Origin of the sequence: Brevundimonas sp. (genome assembly GCF_046299595.1) — a bacterium.
Classification (GTDB): domain Bacteria; phylum Pseudomonadota; class Alphaproteobacteria; order Caulobacterales; family Caulobacteraceae; genus Brevundimonas.
Genome location: NZ_JBKBHQ010000001.1, coordinates 2,328,465 through 2,344,594, shown reverse-complemented (window position 1 = coordinate 2,344,594; position 16,130 = coordinate 2,328,465). Strand labels below are relative to the sequence as shown.

Here is a 16,130-nt window from a genome sequence, read left to right as displayed (position 1 = left end):
CCTCAGCGCAAAGACGGCGCGCCTTTTTATGCCCGCGCCATCGACGACTTATGCATATGATTTTGCTTGGCTATTCCTATGATCTGACCGCGCCTGCGCGCAGGCCCCGCTCGGCCAGCGAAACCACGCCCACCCCCGCCATGGTCAGGGCCGCCCCGATGAGGATCTGGGGGGTCAGAATGTCGCCCATGAAGGCCCATCCGATGGCGATTGTGATGAGCGGCGTGGACAGAAGATAGGGCGTCACCCGCCCCGCCTCGCGCCGCTGGACCAGCCAGAACAGCAGCCCGGTGGCCACCACCGTCGAGACCAGCGCCGCCCACAGCACGCTCGCCCACACCAGTGGCGTGGCCGCTGCGATGGCCTCGCCCTGGGCGCTCTCGAACAGCCATGAGCCCAGCAGCAGACTGGGAGCCGCAACCAGCGCCAGCAGCCCCTGCATCTTGAGCGGGGCCACCTTGGTGGTGCGCCGGGCGATCACCGTGGTCAGGGCCCAGGCCGCGCTGGCAGCGATACCCACCGCGATCGCTGCCCAGTCCCTGACGGCGTGGGGGTCCAGCGTCATGAACGCCACGCCCGCAAAGGCGACCAGCAGACCTGCGATGGCCAGTCGCGACAGGTGCTCGCCCAGCAGCAGGAAGGCGAACAGGGCCGTGAAAGGTATCCAGAGCTGAAGCGCGACCGAATAGGGGCTCAGGTCCTGAGCCATCCAGAAGCCCAGATAGACCAGACCGAAGTGGATCGGCCCGCCGAACAGGACCAGCAGGGCAAGGCTTTTCAGATTGGGGAACGGCGGGCGCACGAACCACACCAGAAACACCCCGGCAATGGCAAAGCGCAGCCCGCCCATCAGCAGCGGCGGCAGCACGTCCGTGGCCACCTTGGAGGCGGCATTGTTCACCCCCCAGATCAGCGCGATGGCCGCGATGGCCGCGATCTCGGGCCAGGCCAGAGACTGGGTCGTGGGGGGCTGGTGCGCGGGGGAGGCGGACGGAGTGCTCACGCCCCCGCTCTAACAAGGCGCGCGCCTTGCGTCCCATCACATATGGAAAGCGGGCGTAACGCCTGCGTAGCCGTGCCGGCGCGCGCCGCCCGAGCGATCAGAACAGGTCAGAACGGGATGTCGTCGTTGAGGTCGTAGTTGCCCGAGCCGCCGCCCGAGGACGAGCCCCCACCAGAACCACCGCCCGATCCACCGCCAGAGCCGCCGCCATAGCCGTAATCATCGTCTCCGCCCGAGCGCGAGCCGCCGCCGCCCTCACCGCCGCCACGCCCGTCAAGCATGGTCAGCTCGCCGCGGAACTTCTGAAGCACCACCTCGGTGGAATATTTCTCCACGCCCTGCTGGTCGGTCCATTTGCGGGTCTGCAGCGCCCCTTCGATATAGACCTTAGAGCCCTTGCGCAGATAGTTCTCGGCCACGCGCACGAGGTTGTCGTTGAAGATCACGACCTGGTGCCACTCGGTCTTTTCCTTGCGCTCGCCCGTGGCCTTGTCGCGCCAGCTCTCGGAGGTGGCGATGCGCAGGTTGGCCACGCGATCGCCCGAGTTCAGCGAGCGGATTTCGGGATCGCGGCCCAGGTTGCCGATCAGAATGACCTTGTTGACACTGCCCGCCATCGCCGTTTCCTCAAAAATAAGAGCCTGCTGAATCGCACCGGGGTGCGCGCCCGCCTATTCAGCCGCTGGCGCGCGCCGTGGCAACCCGCGAAAGCTAGCTGCCCGGCTGTGCCTGTGGACCGCTCGGCTGGGTCTCGAAAATGCCGGGGATGGCCAGGCGTCCGTCGCCCGTGCGCCTCAGGGCAAAGAAGCGCCCCCCCTGACGCGAGGGCGCGAACCAGACGCCCGCGCGGTCGATATAGATCCACCGGCCCTGATAGGTGCCCACGACATGGTCGTTGCCCCCGGCCATGCGTTGGAACTGCTGGCGCATTTCCTCAAGACGGGCGGCGCACATCTCGATGCTCTCCTGATCATTCGCCAGAACGTTGTAGCGCACCTCGCCGCGCACCTCGCCATCGAGGCCGACATTGACCACGTGATAGCAGACGCCGCGCTCGTTTGGGGCCTCGGTGCCGCCCCCGCAGGCAGCCAGCGCAAGGGCACCGGTGCAGACCAGCGCAGACGCGATCAGGGCTCGGTTCATGGCGGCAATCCTTCAGTTCACGCGCGCGATGGAACAGTTGCGGTCCTGCTCGGCCAAGGTGCGGAAGCGCACATTGTCGCCCGACTGTTCGACGCGGCGCGGCACCAGGCGCAAGGTCATGTCACCCCAGCGTCCATAGCGCGCCTCGCCCGGACGCACGCAGGTTCCCGAGAACAGCATCTGCACACAGGTGTTCAGATCGGTGGCGCTGGACATCTGGGTCCAGTCGTTGCCCGTGTGGCGCAGGCAGGTCGCGCTCGGCCCGCTGACGGGCACGGGCTGGGGTCCAGGCGCGGGAAGGGGCGCAGGCTGTGGCGTGCTGGCCGGCGGGGGTGCGACTTCGGCGAGGTCCACAGGAGGCAGGGCGGGCGGCGGCGTGAATGACGCGGTCGGCGCGGCTGCCAGTTCGCCCGAGGCATCGATACCCACATCCAGCGCGTCAGTGGCCAGACCGTTGCGGCGCGCGCAGTCCGCCAGGGTGGTCATGCCCACAAACTGGCCGTCGACAAAGCAGCGCAGCTCGCGCGTGGGCTCCAGGGTCGGCACCTCGGTGACCTCAAGCTGCAGGCCGCCCTTGGATGCAGGCGGCGGTTCGTCAGGCGCGGGACCACGGTTCATCAGCAGAGCGACCACCACCGCCACCACGACAGCAGCTGCGGCGCCGAGAATCAGGATCAGACGATTATTCTGTGACATGGAACGCTCATGCTGGAAGGGAGAGCAGCAGTAACCCCGCCCGCACGTCGCACGTCAACCGGCAAGCCGGGCTTTTGCGCTCACAAGCCCCCGGTCAGGCGCGCCAGCGCGGCCTGATAGTTGGCGATCTGGCCGGTCAGATAGGCCGGTGCCTTGCCGCTGATGGCCGGGCTTGAGGGATTGAGCGCGCTGTTCAGGTCGCGATAGGCGGTGCGCACCACCGACATGGCCTGTTGCAGGGCCTGACCGGCGGCCTTGATCGCATCGGGAGAGTTCAGGTTCAGGCTGGACAGAAGCTGGAGCCCGTAGGTCTTGCGCGCATCCTTCTGGCCCGCTGTGGACGGCGCGATCAGTCCCGGCGTCAGGCCAAGTGCGGACAGGGCATCGCGCCCCGCTTCGCCCGCCATCAGCATCGCACCCTCGCGGCCCGAGCGCGGCGCGATCATCAGGCGCTGAAAGCCCCCTGCCGTGACCGGCGTTTCGCCGTCCTTGCCCGTGACGTGGCCGCCTTCGGACATAAGCGTGACCTGAAGCCTGTTCTGCGAGGCCTGCTCGATCTTGCGCGCCAGGGTCTGGAGCGTGTCACGCGCCTCGATGGTCACGGCCACGGGCCGCCCCGTGGGACTGGCGACATAGAAGCGATCGCCCGCCCGGAGTGCGGTGGCATCGACCAGTCGCTTGGAATCGGATTGCGGGATGGTGCCCTGGGGCAGGCCCAGCCGATCAAGAACCGAGGCTCCGCCTGCCGCCACGGCCAGACTCATGGGCACGGCCTGTGCGCCCTCTCCCGACCAGTCTCGGCTCCACTCCAGAGTGCCGCTGGCGGCATCGATGCGGTGCAGATAGGCGCGTGATGGCGCATCATCCTTGGCCAGAGGATCTCGGTTCTGAACGCCCGTGATCCAGACCTTGCCGCCCAGAACCTTCACATCGGCGATGGTGTCGTCACCCTCGGCCCCGAAATAGCTGAGCTGCCCGTCGCCGAGGCTCATGTCGAAACTGCCCACGAAGCCGTCGCGCCCCCCCGAGTGGTCCGAGGTGATGGCGTCTGCGGACAGGGCCGCATTGGAAGTGGTGCCCGCCACGATCACCCGCCCGTCCTCGATGAACACGCCCGCGATGGACCCGCCCAGCGTGCCAAGGCTGCGGGTCTGGCCGAGCACAGGCGTGCCGCCCGACAGATCATAGCTGCGCAGCACGCCCTCACCCGCCTCGATGCCCGCCACGATCAGGGTATCGCCTGACAGGGCGATTGCGCTGACGCCATCATCGCCCGTGGTGCCGAACTGCACGGTTTCGACCACCCGCGCCGTTATGGGGGCAAAGGCATGGGCGCGCGAGGTCTCGATGATGCGCACATAGGAATCCCAGCCGCCCTGAACCGCCTGCCCCGTCTCGGGCATGGCCGAGCGCGTGCGCCCCGCCACGATCAGGCGACCGCTGGCATCGAAGCTGATCGCCGTGGCCTCGTCCTCCCCGCGCGCGCCCTCGCGGTGGCTCCACATCTCCTGTCCGGTCGCATCGAACACGGTGACGAAACTATCGGTCAGGCGGGCATCGGCCCCCGCCCTGCCCGGCTCAAGCGCGCCCTTCACGGACCCCGCGATGGCGACCTGCCCGTCGGGGCCAAGCGCCATGGCCAGACCCGAAGCCTCGTCCGCAGCGCCCAGGGTGCGCGTGAACATCAGCCGCCCTGCGCTGTCGAAACGCATCAGGGCCACATCCTGCGCGCCCTTGATCGGCTGGTTCGCAGATCCGGTGCTGACATCGGCCAGCACCCACAGCCCGCCATCGGCCGCGCCCAGCGTCTCGCGCACAGCGCTCACATTGGCAGGCAGCGCTTCCTGCACGCTGCGCCCGTCGACGAAATAGGTGTCACCGGGACGCGGGATGGCGCCTGCAATGGCGTCCCCATCCTGAAACTTGAGCAACTGGGCGGCACCTGCGCCATTCTTCTGTGTGACATAGACCGCATCGGCGGTATCGGGCGCGCTGAAGCTGATACTCTCGCCGACAGAGCCGCGCACGGCCAGCGCCCACTGGTCGAGCCCTGCCGGCAGGGTGATGGTGCGCCCCCCCGCCTGAACGGTGCGCGGTTCGGCCTTGATCTGCTCGCGGCCAAGGCGCGTCTGCACGCCCGCGTCCTCGAGCTTCTGATTGATGAAGGCCAGCACGCTGCCCAGAGTTCGCGTCTCGTCGCCCATGTCTGAAAGGTCGATGTCCACGCGCACGTCACCGGCGATCCGGCCGATGTCGATGGAAAAGCGCACATCGCCCATGAAGGCGGCCACCGGAGCGTCAGGCGATCCCGAATGGATCGGGGCGGTGATGGAGCGCGCGCTGTCGCGGGCCACGCCTGCGGTGGTCTTGGTCGAGCTGGTCGAAATGCCCTGGGTGACGTTGAGCCGGTCGAAGCCTGCACCAGGCAGCCATTGCCCCAGTTCGGCCAGGCCCGATTCAAAGCGACGCGCCACCAGGGCCTGTTCGGTGGCACTCAGCCCCTTCACCCCGGCACGATTGGCGAGCGCCGTCAGGGTCTCAAGGCCCTGATAGAGCGTGAACAGGCGCTGATAGTCGCGCGAAGCGCCGGGCACATCGAGGCGTGCAGCGGTCTCGTCGATGATGCGACGCCCGCCCAGCGCGGCGCGAAGCAGGGCATCGGCCTGGGGAACGACAGCCTTGGCATCCCAGGGCGGCGTCGGCGTGGTGCGCGGGCGTGGCGGGTTTGCGAGCGCACTGGTCCCGCTGCTGCCGATCCCGGTTTGCAGACTGAACAGGCCCAGCAGATAGCTGTTGTTGATCACGAGCGCGCGGCGCCTCTATGGCTATGGCTCCATTATCCCGCGAGCGGGTGAAGAAAACCCTGCGACGCGCGCGCCGAGCCCTAGCTGCGGAACAGCGACAGGATGATCTGGGGCGCCTGGTTGGCGATGGACAGGGCCTGGGCACCAAGCTGCTGCTGCACCTGAAGGGCGTTCAGTCGAGCACTCTCGCGGGCAAGGTCCGCATCGACCAGATTGCCGATCCCTGCTTCCAGCGTGTCCATCAGCTTGGAGACGAAGGTGTTGTGCGCAGCGATCTGCTTGGCCTGAGAGCCGATCTCGCCGAGTGCAGCATTGAGCTGGGCGATCGAGTTGTCGAGCCGCGACAGGGCCGTGGTCGCGCCGGTCATGGTCAGCAGACTGTCGGCGTTCGAGATTTCCATGATCGCGCCGCCGAGGCTGAGGTTGCGCGCGCCCAGCGTCACGAAGGCATTGGCTTCGGCATTGGCCAGGAACTGGATGCCGTTGGTCAGGGCACCGTTCAGGATATTGGCCCCGTCGAAGGTCGCATTGTTGATCGCCTGACCGATGGCGCGCAGAATCGCCTGGAAGTCCGCGTTCAGCAGCTCGCGCGACTGGGTCTTCAGCGAGGAGTCGTTGGCCGCGACCACCTTTTCCTTGAGCTGGATCAGCAGGTCCGAGACGCTCTCGCCTGCCGCCAGCGCCACGTCCGCGATGGAGGTGGCGCGATCAAGGCTCATCTTGACCGCTGCCAGCGCGCCCATGTCGGCCCTCTGGCCCTGGGCGATGGCCCAGATGGAGGCGTTGTCCTTGGCCCCCTGAACCTTGAGACCGGTGTTGATCCGGCCCTGCACGTCGGCCAGCCGCTCATTGGTCTTGTTCAGATTCTGAAGCGCGATCAGGGCGGATGTGTTGGTGTGAACGCTCGACGTCATGGGGCCACCTTCTCTGGCTATATGGTTAATAGCTAGACGGTGAGTCGTGTGCGTATGGTTAACGCCGCCGTTAACCCCTCAAAGCATTTTGCCGTGTGAAGCGCGCTTCACACGGTTGTGGGTCGGCTATCTCGTGCGGATCAGATGCGGGTGTTGATCAGCTTGCCCGTCACATAATCCGGCTGGTCGCGCAGCCTCAGCACTTCCTCTCGCGGCAACTGGGCCACGACCTCGCCGGTCACGCGGTCGAGGGTCTTGTAGACATAGCCCGGTCGGTCGGGGACCTTCTCGATGATGAGGCGGTAGCGCTCGAGGCGCTCCGCATCCTTCGAGGGATCCGAATCGCGAAAACCGCTGCCGTCAGACGACGAGAGCGGGGCGACGGTGGAGGTGCTGATGATGCCTATCCTGGCGGCTTCGTTCATCCTTCTGTCCAGCCCCGAGAAGGGGCGTGGCCTCCGGTCGTGGCCGGAAGGGCAGGCGGTGCCGGAACGCTACTCGGCACCGCCGCCTTTCAGGCGTGATCCTTAGCGGAACAGTCCGAGCAGGATCGACGTCGAGGAGTTCGCGATCGACAGGGCCTGAACGCCAAGCTGCTGCTTGGTCTGCAAGGCCTGCAGGCGCGCGCTCTCACGGGCGAGATCCGCATCGACGAGGTTGCCCACGCCAGCTTCCAGGGTGTCCTGGAGCTTGCCGACGAAGGTCAGGTGGGTGCCCAGCGACTTCGAGCCGGTGCCCAGACGCGCGAGCGCGGCCGAGACGTTGGCGATCGAAGCATCCACGGCGGCCAGGGCGGCAGTGGCGTTGGTCTGGGTGGCAACGGTCTGGGCCGTGGTCAGGGTCACGATGGAGCCCGACAGCGACATGTCCTCGACACCGATGGCGATGGTGTCGCCGGCGACGTTCGCCAGAGCGTTGAAGCCCTGGGTGCCCTTGAGCAGGTTCACACCGTTGAACTCGGAGTTGCCGACCACGGTCGCAATCTGGTTGCGGATGGCGACGAAGTCTTCGTTCAGGGCGTTGCGGGCCGAGGTGGTCAGCGAGGAGTCCGTGGCGGCGAGCGCCTTCTCCTTCAGTTGCAGCAGCAGGTCGGAGACCGACTCACCGGCAGCAACGGCAACGTCCACGGCCGACTGGCCACGCTGAAGGCTGTCCTTCACCGCGTTCAGAGCACCGATTTCAGCGCGTTGACCCTGGGCGATCGCCCAGATGGCACCATTGTCCTTGGCCGAATTGATCTTCTTGCCCGTGTTGATACGGGATTGGGTGACGGCCAGTTCCTGATTGGTGATTTGCAGGTTCTGGAGCGCGATCATCGCGCCCACGTTCGTGTTAACGCTGTTCAGCGCCATGGCACGTAGTCCTTCTTTCAAGGTGTCCGGCTGACGTTTTGTCTGCCGGGAGCATTTTGCCCATCGATACCTCTAGCAAGCCGCGCGCCAGTCTGGAGGGGTCGCAGCGTGCATTAAGTTACTGATTTTAAAGTGTTAATCACTGATTTACCGCGTTCGGACGCGGCAGAATCTGCCGGGTGCCAGAAGGCGGGCGGCAAAGATTTCCCCCTGCCGGGCATTTTCTGCCGGGCGCGCAGCTGCATCGGCGCACAACCTTGGCCTCAAGGCCCAAATCGCATTAGCCTGCCGCCTTGATCATCCTTTAGCCCGGCCTCCTCATGCGTATCGCCACCTGGAACGTGAACTCGGTCAATGCGCGCCTGGAAACCGTGCTGGCGTGGTTCAGCACCCATGCGCCAGACGTGGCGTGCCTTCAGGAGATCAAGTGCGTGGACGAGAAGTTCCCGCGTGAAGCCTTCGAAGACCTTGGCTACAACGTCGAGGTCTTCGGCCAGAAGAGCTATAACGGCGTGGCCCTGCTCTCAAAATATCCCCTGTCGGAGGTGCGCCGCGCCCTGCCCGGAGACGACGGCGACGAACAGGCCCGCTACATCGAGGCGCTGATCGAGTGTCCGCGCCCCGTGCGCGTGGGCGGACTTTATCTGCCCAACGGAAATCCGGTCGCCTCGGACAAGTTCGGCTACAAGCTGCGCTGGTTCGAGCGCCTGCGCCGACACGCCAGCACCCTGCTCGCACACGAGGAAGCCCTGGTTCTGTGCGGCGACTACAACGTCATTCCAGAGGCCGAGGACGCCGCCAATCCCGCCGCATGGCTGGACGACGCCCTCTATCAGCCCGAGAGCCGCGCCGCCCTGCGCGCCCTGAAGAACATCGGCCTGTTCGATGCCCATGAGGTCGGCGAGCAGCCGCCCGGCACCTTCACCTTCTGGGACTATCAGGCCGGCGCCTGGCAGCGGAATCACGGCATCCGCATCGACTTCGCCCTGATGTCGGCCCAGGCCTGCGACCGCTTCGCGGCCATCGAGACCCACCGCGATGCGCGCGCCATGGACAAGCCCAGCGACCATGTGCCGGTCGTCATCGAACTGGCGGACTGAAGCCCATGATCGAGATGGTGCGCATCCTGCTTCTGATCGCACTGGCGGCAGCGGCCCTGACGACGCTCAGCCTGGCTCTGGCGTGGTGGATGCAGCCGGGTCGCCGCCTTGAACGCGCCATGGTGCGCGCGCTGGGGCCAGAGCTTGAGGCGGTCGCCATCTCACTGGCCGAGGGCCGTGCGGCGGGGCTGGATTTCGAGACCGGGCAGGTCTGCGTCTTGTGGGACCGGGGTGCCAGCGGACTGGTCTATGGCTTCGACGAGATCGCCGGGGCAGAGATGATTGTAGACGGTCATGTGGTGGCGCGGGTGCAGCGCGGTGAACAGCGCCGCGCGCTCGATGTGATGGCCCCCGATGCCGAAGCCGTCACCTTGCGTCTGATGTTCGATGACCCGCGCAACCCCGAGTTCGAACTCACACTGTGGGATGCGCTGAAGCCCACCGAGACGGGCTCGCCCGCCGAGGCCATGCGGCTGGGGCGGCGCTGGCTCTCCCATGTCGAGGCTCTGCTAAAGCTGCCGATGGCCCCTCGCCAGAGCGAGCGATCTGCGCACGATTAGCCCTAGTGCCCCTCGCCCATGAGGGGTAAAAGCCCGCCATCTTTCGCCCTGAAATGTCCTGCCCCGGAGGCTTCTCGTGAAGCGCCTGTTCGACGCCTATGTCATCGCCGACTGGACCGCGGGCGAGGGCCGCAAGACCGGCGAGCAGTCGCTGTGGGTCGGCGTGATGAAGCGCGACGTGCGCTTTCGCCTCGCCTATGAGGCTCACAATCCGGCCACGCGCGCGGAAGGCGAGGCCCTGATCGCCTCGATCCTGACCGACCTGAACAAGCGCGGCGACCGCGCCCTGGTCGGCTTCGACTTTGCGCTCGGCTATCCGCAGGGCACCGCCGAGAAGCTGAAGCTCGGTCCGGCTGACTGGAGCGGAATGTGGAAGTTCATCGCCGACAACGTGGTGGACAAGCGCGACAACACCAACAACCGCTTTGCCGTGGCCGCCAAGATCAACCGGCTGATGACCGATGCGCCCGAGCCGTTCTGGGGCTGTCCGGCCAGTCAGGCCCAGCGCTGGCTCAAGACCACAAAGTCCTCGGGCTTTGCGGGACTGCCCGAGTTCCGCGCCACAGAGGTGGCTGCGCGCAAGGGACGCAGACAGCCCAAGAGTGTCTGGCAGATGCACGGCGCGGGTGCTGTGGGCGGTCAGTCTCTGGTGGGTATCGCCGCGGTTCACCGCCTGATGACGGCCATGGGTTCGAGTGCTGCGGTATGGCCGTTCGGCACGGGCTGGCGGGGGCTTGAGCCCTCTGACGTCGAGTCCCTGAGCGCCCTGTTCGTCGAGGTCTGGCCCTCGCTGTTCGACATCACGCCCGAGCCCGGCGAGGTCAAGGATGCAGCCCAGGTGCGCATCACCGCCGAGACCTTTGCGCGGCTGGACGAGAAAGGCGAGCTGGGCGCTTTGTTCGCCCCGCCTGCGGGCGTGGACGCGGCCATGGTCGCCCAGGTCGAGCGCGAGGAAGGCTGGATACTGGGCGTGCGCGAGGGCGCGTAGTCAGAGGTTCTCGCGCAGCCAGCCCGTCGCACGGGCCAGCAGGCCGCCGCGGCTGACGCCGGGCGCATCCGCCGCCGTGATCTGGCGCGAGAGCAGCTTGCGCGCCGAGACCGCTTCGCGCGGGCCATAAGCCGTCTTGAGCAGCACGCCCGAGGCCGCGCAGAAGGCCGGGCCCGAGGCGGCATCGGCAAGATGAGGCACCCGCTGGGGCCGACCCAGCCTGACCGGCCGGTCGAACACGCGCACCGCCATCTCGCGCACGCCATTGAGCTGGCTGGCACCGCCGACCAGAACGATGCCTGCGCCCGGCACAGGTCCGGCACCGGATGCGCGCAGCCGGTCGCGCATCAGCTCCAGCGTCTCCTCGACCCGCGAGGCGATGATGGTTTTCAGCATGGAGCGCGGCACCACGACCTGCCCCACGTCCGGGTCTTCGCCGCGATGAGGCGCTTCGACCATCTCGCGGTCCTCATTGCCCGAGGCCATGGCCGAGCCATGCAGGGTCTTGAGTCGCTCGGCCCCCGCCTGGGACGTGGACAGGCCGCGCGCGATGTCCCGCGTGACGTGCTCGCCGCCGATGCCCAGGCTCTCGACGTGAACAAGCGCACGCTCGTGCCAGACCGAGGCGGTGGTGGTGCCCGCGCCCAGATCGATGCACACACAGCCCAGGTCCGTCTCGTCTTCCTCAAGCGCGGAAAGGGCCGAGACGACCGGAGCCGCGGCCACGCCCTGAAGATCAAGGTGCGCCAGCTCCAGACAGTGGCTGAGCGAGGTGAACGCGCTCTCGCTCATGCTGACCACCAGCAGTTCCAGCCCGAGGCTGGAGCCGCTCATGGCGCGCGGATCGCGAATCCCGCCGACGCGATCGACCGACCACGAGACGGGCAGGACATGGATGGGACGGCGCTCGCTGACGCGAAGCTGGGCGAGCGCGGAGGCGATGGCGCGCGCCAGGTCCGCATCGCCAACAGGTCGCGCGCCCAGCGAGACTTCGGCACTGAGGCGATGGCTGACCATCTGGCCGATGGCCGTGCTGACGATGACGCCAGACACCGGCGCCCCCGCGGCCCGCTCGGCGCGCTCGACCGCATGGCCGATGGCCTGGGCCGCATCGTCCAGATCGACAATGGCCCCGCCGCGAATGCCCCTCGACTGAACGTGACTGGCACCCGCCACGCGCACGGTGCGGTCGGCATGGCGCACGCCCTCGGGCTTCATGATGAAGCAGGAAACCTTGGACGAGCCAAGATCGAGCGCGGCCACGACCGGCGCGCGCGTATCTCCAACCCTCGTGTTCTGGCGCGGATCGGTTCTGCTCATGACACCCCTGCCCTCATCCTCGGCCCGTCCCTCTCGGGCGCACGACCACCGCTTCGGGAAGGCGCAGGTCCACCCGCTCGAAGCCCCGCCCCAGAAGGCCCTGACGCTGATCGAGCGCCTCAAGCTGGATCAGGGCCGCATCCACATTGGCCTCGGGCAGCATGATCAGGCTGCCGTCGCGCAGGCGCAGATCCCAGCGCCGCCCGTCCACGCGCACGATCGCCTCGACGCGCCGCATAAGGTCAGGCCGCTCGCTGAGGGAGCGGATCACATCGGTCGCCTGCAAATGAGCGCCCTCGCCGACCACCAGTGGCAGTTCGGGATAGAGCGCCGCATCAGCGCCCTCGATCACACGGCCCTGACTGTCGATGACGGCATTGCGCCCGCCGCTCTGCCAGACGGCCAGGCGGTCGTGCTCGGTCACGGCAATGACGAGGGTGTCGGGAAGCAGGCGCACGACGCGGGCCTTTTCGACCCAGCCGACAGCCTCGACCTGCTGGCGCACCATGTCGAGGTCCACGGCCGTGATGGGCTCGCCCTGGCGCAGGCTCAGAACCTGCTGGATGGCGCGATTGGCCTCGGTGGATGCACCCTGGATGTGCACGCGGCGCAATTGCAGGCCCGCCGCCGCCAGCTGCTGGTTGATACCGCCGCTGACAAAGGCCGACAGGCGCTCGGCCCGCGATCCGGTAAAGATGATGCCCGCGCACACCATCGCCACGACGCCAAGGCCGATCGCTGCCGCGCGCGGCGACAGGTCCAGACTGGACAGAGCAGCGAGCTTGCCGGGCACTTCCGGCCGACGGGACTTCGCGCCCCCCGCCGGGCGCGAACTGGCGCGCGACTGGGGCCGCGATCTCTGCGGGCTGGAATTTGTTCGCCGGCCGCCGCGAACTACCGCGGGCATGAGGCGTCCTCCACGATCCACCGAACCAGGTCTTCATAGCCCATCCCCACATGGGCCGCCTGCTCTGGCGCGAGCGAGGTCGGCGTCATGCCGGGCTGGGTGTTGACCTCCAGCAGAACAAGAACGTCCTTAACATCGTCATAACGAAAGTCGGATCGGGTCACACCCCGGCAACCTAATGCCGAATGCGCACGCTCTGCGAGGCGCAGGCACCTGTGGAAAACCGCTTCGGGCAGGCGCGCGGGCAGCTCGTGCACCGAGCCGCCGGGCGCATACTTCGCCTCGTAATCGTAAAAGCCCTTCACCGGCGTGATGTCGGTCACGGTCAGGGCGCGCGGGCCGCCCGCCTCGCCCATCACCGTCACGGCCAGTTCCTGACCGGCGACATAGGGCTCGACCATCACCTGCTCGCCGTAGGTCCAGCCCTCGGCGCCCACGGCGGCCACAGGGGCCTCACTGTCATCGCGCACCAGAAACACGCCGACCGATGAGCCCTCGGCATTGGGCTTGATGACGTAAGGAGGCGCGATCACATGGCGGCGCGCGACCTCGCGGCGATCAAACAGGCCGCCACCGGGCACAGGCACACCCGCCGCCGCCAGCACCGCCTTGGAGCGATCCTTGTCCATGGCCAGGGCCGAAGCCAGCACGCCCGAGTGGGTGTAGGCGATGCCAAGCGTCTCCAGCACGCCCTGAACGCAGCCGTCCTCGCCCCACGCGCCGTGGAGGGCGTTGAAGGCGACATCAGGCGACAGGGCGACCAGCCGCTGGGCCAGATCGCGCCCCGCATCCAGCCGGCTGACGCGCGCGCCCAGCCGCTCCAGAGCCGCCGCGCACTGCTCGCCGGAACTCAAGGACACCTCGCGCTCGGACGACAGCCCGCCCATCAGCACGGCGACATGAAGATCGGAAAACGCTTTCAAGCCGGATACTCCGCCAGGGCGCGGTCAGGAAAAGGCACGTACAGGCGAGGAATCACGGCCGCCCTATGCGCCTGATTTCCCATTGCAGGTCCACGCCGAATTTATCCTTAACATCGGCTCTCACCGCCTCGCCGAGCCCCTCCAGATCGGCCGCCGTGGCCTCGCCGGGATTGATCATGAAGTTGGCGTGCAGTTCGCTGAACATGGCCCCGCCCCCGGTCACGGCGTGCAGCCTGCCGCGCCAGCCCGCCTCATCGACCAGCTTCCATGAGGAATGGCCCTCGGGGTTCTTGAAGGTGGAGCCGCCGGTCTTCTCGCGAATGGGCTGGGTCTGCTCGCGCCGCGCGGTGATGGCGTCGATGCGCGCCTGAACCGCGTCGGGCGCATCGGAACGCCCCTGAAACACGGCCTCGATCCAGATGATCTCGGACGGTGCCTGCGAGTGACGATAGCTGTAGCCGAAGTCGGCAAGCTGGTAGTCGACCCGCTCACCGGCCCGGTTCAGCCCCCAGGCCGAGACCAGCACGTCGCACGTCTCGGTGCCGTAACAGCCCGCATTCATGGTCAAGGCACCGCCGATGGTTCCGGGTATGCCGGCATAGAATTCAAGGCCCGCCAGCCCTGCCCTGGCGCTGGCCCGCGCCACCATGGAATCGAGCGCAGCGGCCCCGGTGCGCAGCCTGGTGCCCTCGACCTCCACGCCAGCAAAGGCGCGCCCCGCCAGTCGGATCACCACGCCCTCGATACCGCCATCGCGCACGATCACGTTCGAGCCCACGCCCAGAACGCTGACCGGGATGGCGGGATCAAGCGCCTTGAGGAACTGGGCCAGATCCTCGGGGTCCGCAGGCAGGAACAGCACGTCCGCGCGCCCGCCCACCCTGAACCATGTGAAAGGCGCCAGCGGCTCGTCGCGCAGCAGCTTGCCGCGCACTTCGGGCAGTTCAAGGTGATCGGTCACGCCAGCGCCTCCAGCTGGGCGGGCAGCGCATAGGCCCACGCCGTGATGTCGCCCGCGCCCAGCAGCACCACCGCATCGCCTGCCCGGCTCTCCTCGGCGATCAGCCGGGGCAGGGCCGCCGCATTGTCCAGAGCCTGCACACGGCGGTGCCCGAAGCGCTTGAGCCCCTCGACCAGCGCCAGCTTGTCCACGCCCTCGATGGGCGCTTCGCCTGCCGCATAGACATCGGCGACGATCACGCTGTCAGCATCGGCAAAGCAGCTCGAGAACTCGCTCATCAGGTCGCGCAGGCGGGTGTAACGATGGGGCTGGACGACGGCGATGACGCGCCCCCGCTCGCCATCGCGCTCGACCACCTGGCGCGCGGCCTTGAGCACGGCGGCGATCTCGACCGGATGATGGGCATAGTCGTCGATGATGCGCACATCGCCGACGACGCCCGTGGTGGTGAAGCGACGCTTGACCCCGCCGAAATCGGCCAGTCCCTTGCGGATGCTCTCGTTGTCCACGCCCAGCTCGCGGGCCACGGCAATGGCCGCCAGGGCGTTGGAGACATTGTGCCAGCCCGCCATGGGCAGGTGCAGCGCCTCGATGCGCTCTGGCTCGTCGAGGGCGGCCGTTCCGGGCTGCTGGATAAGCACGTCGAAGCGCGCCCCGTCCGGCGACATCTCGCAGCGATCAGCCCTGACCATGGCCTGAGGATTGAGCCCGTAGGTGATCAGGCGGCGGTTATCGATGCTCGCCACCATGCGCTGCACCTCGGGGTGATCGAGGCATACAACGCCAAAGCCATAGAAGGGCACGTTCTCGATGAAGTCGCAGAACGCGCGGCGCACCGCATCGAAATCGCCATAGTGATCGAGATGCTCGGGGTCGATATTGGTCACGATGGCTGCAGTGGACTTCAGGCGCAGGAAACTGCCATCGCTCTCGTCCGCCTCGACCACGATCCAGTCGCCATCGCCCACCTTTGCGTTGGTGCCATAGGCGTTGATGATGCCGCCGTTGACGATGGTGGGGTCGAGCCCGCCCGCATCCAGCAGGGAAGCCACCATCGAGGTGGTGGTGGTCTTGCCGTGGGTGCCCCCGACGGCGATCGAGAACTGCAGGCGCATCAGCTCGGCCAGCATCTCGGCACGGCGGACCAGCGGGATGCGCCGCTCGCGCGCGACCTGCATCTCGGGATTGTCCGCAGGCACGGCGGTCGAATAGACCACGGCTGACACGCCCTCGCCGATGTGCGCCGCGTCGTGGCCGATGAACACTCTTGCGCCCAGCTTTTCCAGGCGTTCGGTGTTGGCGCTGGCGCGCGCGTCCGAACCCTGCACCTGATAGCCGATCTTGAGCATGATCTCGGCGATGCCGCTCATGCCGATGCCACCCATGCCGATGAAGTGGACTGGGCCGATCTTGAACGGGACGGGACGGAGCTTGCTGCGCGAAATCATCCAGCGGCTAT

16 protein-coding genes are annotated in these 16,130 nt (G+C 67.2%); 3 read left to right on the top strand and 13 right to left on the bottom strand.

Annotated features, from left to right (window positions below; translation table 11 throughout):
• Nucleotides 1-76: 76 nt before the first annotated feature.
• From ACK4E3_RS11600 to ACK4E3_RS11565, 8 genes are all read right to left on the bottom strand, one after another.
• Nucleotides 77-1,003, bottom strand: a complete 927-nt coding sequence (locus ACK4E3_RS11600) for a DMT family transporter (RefSeq protein WP_409700857.1) — start codon at nt 1,001-1,003, stop codon at nt 77-79.
• Nucleotides 1,004-1,110: 107 nt separating this feature from the next.
• Entirely contained in the window at nt 1,111-1,620 is a 510-nt protein-coding gene (gene ssb / locus ACK4E3_RS11595; protein ID WP_409700854.1) for a single-stranded DNA-binding protein, read from the bottom strand.
• Nucleotides 1,621-1,714: 94 nt separating this feature from the next.
• Nucleotides 1,715-2,146 carry a hypothetical protein gene (locus ACK4E3_RS11590; RefSeq protein WP_409700851.1) on the bottom strand — a complete coding sequence of 144 codons (432 nt, stop codon included), beginning with the start codon at nt 2,144-2,146 and terminating at the stop codon, nt 1,715-1,717.
• 12 nt (nt 2,147-2,158) lie between these two features.
• The gene (locus ACK4E3_RS11585) at nt 2,159-2,842 is read right to left on the bottom strand and encodes a hypothetical protein (protein WP_409700848.1); all 684 of its coding nucleotides are present in this window, start codon (nt 2,840-2,842) and stop codon (nt 2,159-2,161) included.
• 80 nt (nt 2,843-2,922) lie between these two features.
• A complete protein-coding gene (locus tag ACK4E3_RS11580) occupies nt 2,923-5,646 on the bottom strand; it encodes a transcriptional regulator (protein ID WP_409700845.1) in 2,724 nt (907 codons plus the stop codon).
• Nucleotides 5,647-5,726: 80 nt separating this feature from the next.
• Entirely contained in the window at nt 5,727-6,560 is an 834-nt protein-coding gene (locus tag ACK4E3_RS11575) for a flagellin (RefSeq protein ID WP_409700842.1), read from the bottom strand.
• 140 nt (nt 6,561-6,700) lie between these two features.
• Entirely contained in the window at nt 6,701-6,985 is a 285-nt protein-coding gene (locus tag ACK4E3_RS11570) for a hypothetical protein (RefSeq protein WP_409700839.1), read from the bottom strand.
• A 102-nt stretch (nt 6,986-7,087) separates the two neighbouring features.
• On the bottom strand, nt 7,088-7,912 hold the full coding sequence (locus ACK4E3_RS11565) for a flagellin (protein WP_409700836.1): 825 nt from the start codon (nt 7,910-7,912) through the stop codon (nt 7,088-7,090).
• A gap of 320 nt (nt 7,913-8,232) precedes the next feature.
• On the opposite strand from ACK4E3_RS11565, the gene xth reads away from it, so the two are divergent.
• From xth to ACK4E3_RS11550, 3 genes are all read left to right on the top strand, one after another.
• Nucleotides 8,233-9,012: an exodeoxyribonuclease III gene (gene xth, locus ACK4E3_RS11560; protein WP_409700833.1), complete on the top strand. Its 780-nt coding sequence runs from the start codon at nt 8,233-8,235 to the stop codon at nt 9,010-9,012.
• 5 nt (nt 9,013-9,017) lie between these two features.
• Entirely contained in the window at nt 9,018-9,572 is a 555-nt protein-coding gene (locus ACK4E3_RS11555) for a hypothetical protein (protein WP_409700830.1), read from the top strand.
• Nucleotides 9,573-9,648: 76 nt separating this feature from the next.
• Nucleotides 9,649-10,560, top strand: coding sequence for a cobalamin biosynthesis protein CbiG (locus tag ACK4E3_RS11550; protein ID WP_409700827.1), 912 nt, complete (start codon nt 9,649-9,651; stop codon nt 10,558-10,560).
• Here ACK4E3_RS11550 and ftsA read toward each other — a convergent pair whose 3' ends face one another.
• The 5 genes from ftsA to murC form a co-directional block, all read right to left on the bottom strand.
• Nucleotides 10,561-11,880, bottom strand: a complete 1,320-nt coding sequence (gene ftsA, locus ACK4E3_RS11545; RefSeq protein ID WP_409700824.1) for a cell division protein FtsA — start codon at nt 11,878-11,880, stop codon at nt 10,561-10,563.
• A 13-nt stretch (nt 11,881-11,893) separates the two neighbouring features.
• Nucleotides 11,894-12,673, bottom strand: a complete 780-nt coding sequence (locus tag ACK4E3_RS11540) for a cell division protein FtsQ/DivIB (RefSeq protein WP_409700821.1) — start codon at nt 12,671-12,673, stop codon at nt 11,894-11,896.
• Between the two features lie 101 nt (nt 12,674-12,774).
• On the bottom strand, nt 12,775-13,674 hold the full coding sequence (locus ACK4E3_RS11535; protein WP_409701278.1) for a D-alanine--D-alanine ligase: 900 nt from the start codon (nt 13,672-13,674) through the stop codon (nt 12,775-12,777).
• Nucleotides 13,675-13,762: 88 nt separating this feature from the next.
• Nucleotides 13,763-14,671 (bottom strand): UDP-N-acetylmuramate dehydrogenase, encoded by a 909-nt coding sequence (gene murB, locus ACK4E3_RS11530; protein ID WP_409700818.1) that lies wholly within the window; start codon nt 14,669-14,671, stop codon nt 13,763-13,765.
• Nucleotides 14,668-16,119, bottom strand: a complete 1,452-nt coding sequence (gene murC, locus ACK4E3_RS11525; protein ID WP_409700815.1) for a UDP-N-acetylmuramate--L-alanine ligase — start codon at nt 16,117-16,119, stop codon at nt 14,668-14,670. The genes murB and murC overlap by 4 nt, the downstream gene beginning before the upstream one ends.
• Nucleotides 16,120-16,130: the final 11 nt, after the last annotated feature.

Excerpts from the sequence above, each read along its gene's own strand:
- ACK4E3_RS11555 (WP_409700830.1), top strand. The coding sequence starts at position 9,018 with ATGATCGAGATGGTGCGCATCCTGCTTCTGATCGCACTGGCGGCAGCG.
- ACK4E3_RS11575 (WP_409700842.1), bottom strand. The coding sequence starts at position 6,560 with ATGACGTCGAGCGTTCACACCAACACATCCGCCCTGATCGCGCTTCAG.
- ACK4E3_RS11585 (WP_409700848.1), bottom strand. The coding sequence starts at position 2,842 with ATGTCACAGAATAATCGTCTGATCCTGATTCTCGGCGCCGCAGCTGCT.
- ssb (WP_409700854.1), bottom strand. The coding sequence starts at position 1,620 with ATGGCGGGCAGTGTCAACAAGGTCATTCTGATCGGCAACCTGGGCCGC.
- ACK4E3_RS11565 (WP_409700836.1), bottom strand. The coding sequence starts at position 7,912 with ATGGCGCTGAACAGCGTTAACACGAACGTGGGCGCGATGATCGCGCTC.
- ftsA (WP_409700824.1), bottom strand. The coding sequence starts at position 11,880 with ATGAGCAGAACCGATCCGCGCCAGAACACGAGGGTTGGAGATACGCGC.
- murC (WP_409700815.1), bottom strand. The coding sequence starts at position 16,119 with ATGATTTCGCGCAGCAAGCTCCGTCCCGTCCCGTTCAAGATCGGCCCA.
- ACK4E3_RS11570 (WP_409700839.1), bottom strand. The coding sequence starts at position 6,985 with ATGAACGAAGCCGCCAGGATAGGCATCATCAGCACCTCCACCGTCGCC.
- ACK4E3_RS11535 (WP_409701278.1), bottom strand. The coding sequence starts at position 13,674 with ATGGGCGGGCTGTCGTCCGAGCGCGAGGTGTCCTTGAGTTCCGGCGAG.
- xth (WP_409700833.1), top strand. The coding sequence starts at position 8,233 with ATGCGTATCGCCACCTGGAACGTGAACTCGGTCAATGCGCGCCTGGAA.
- ACK4E3_RS11590 (WP_409700851.1), bottom strand. The coding sequence starts at position 2,146 with ATGAACCGAGCCCTGATCGCGTCTGCGCTGGTCTGCACCGGTGCCCTT.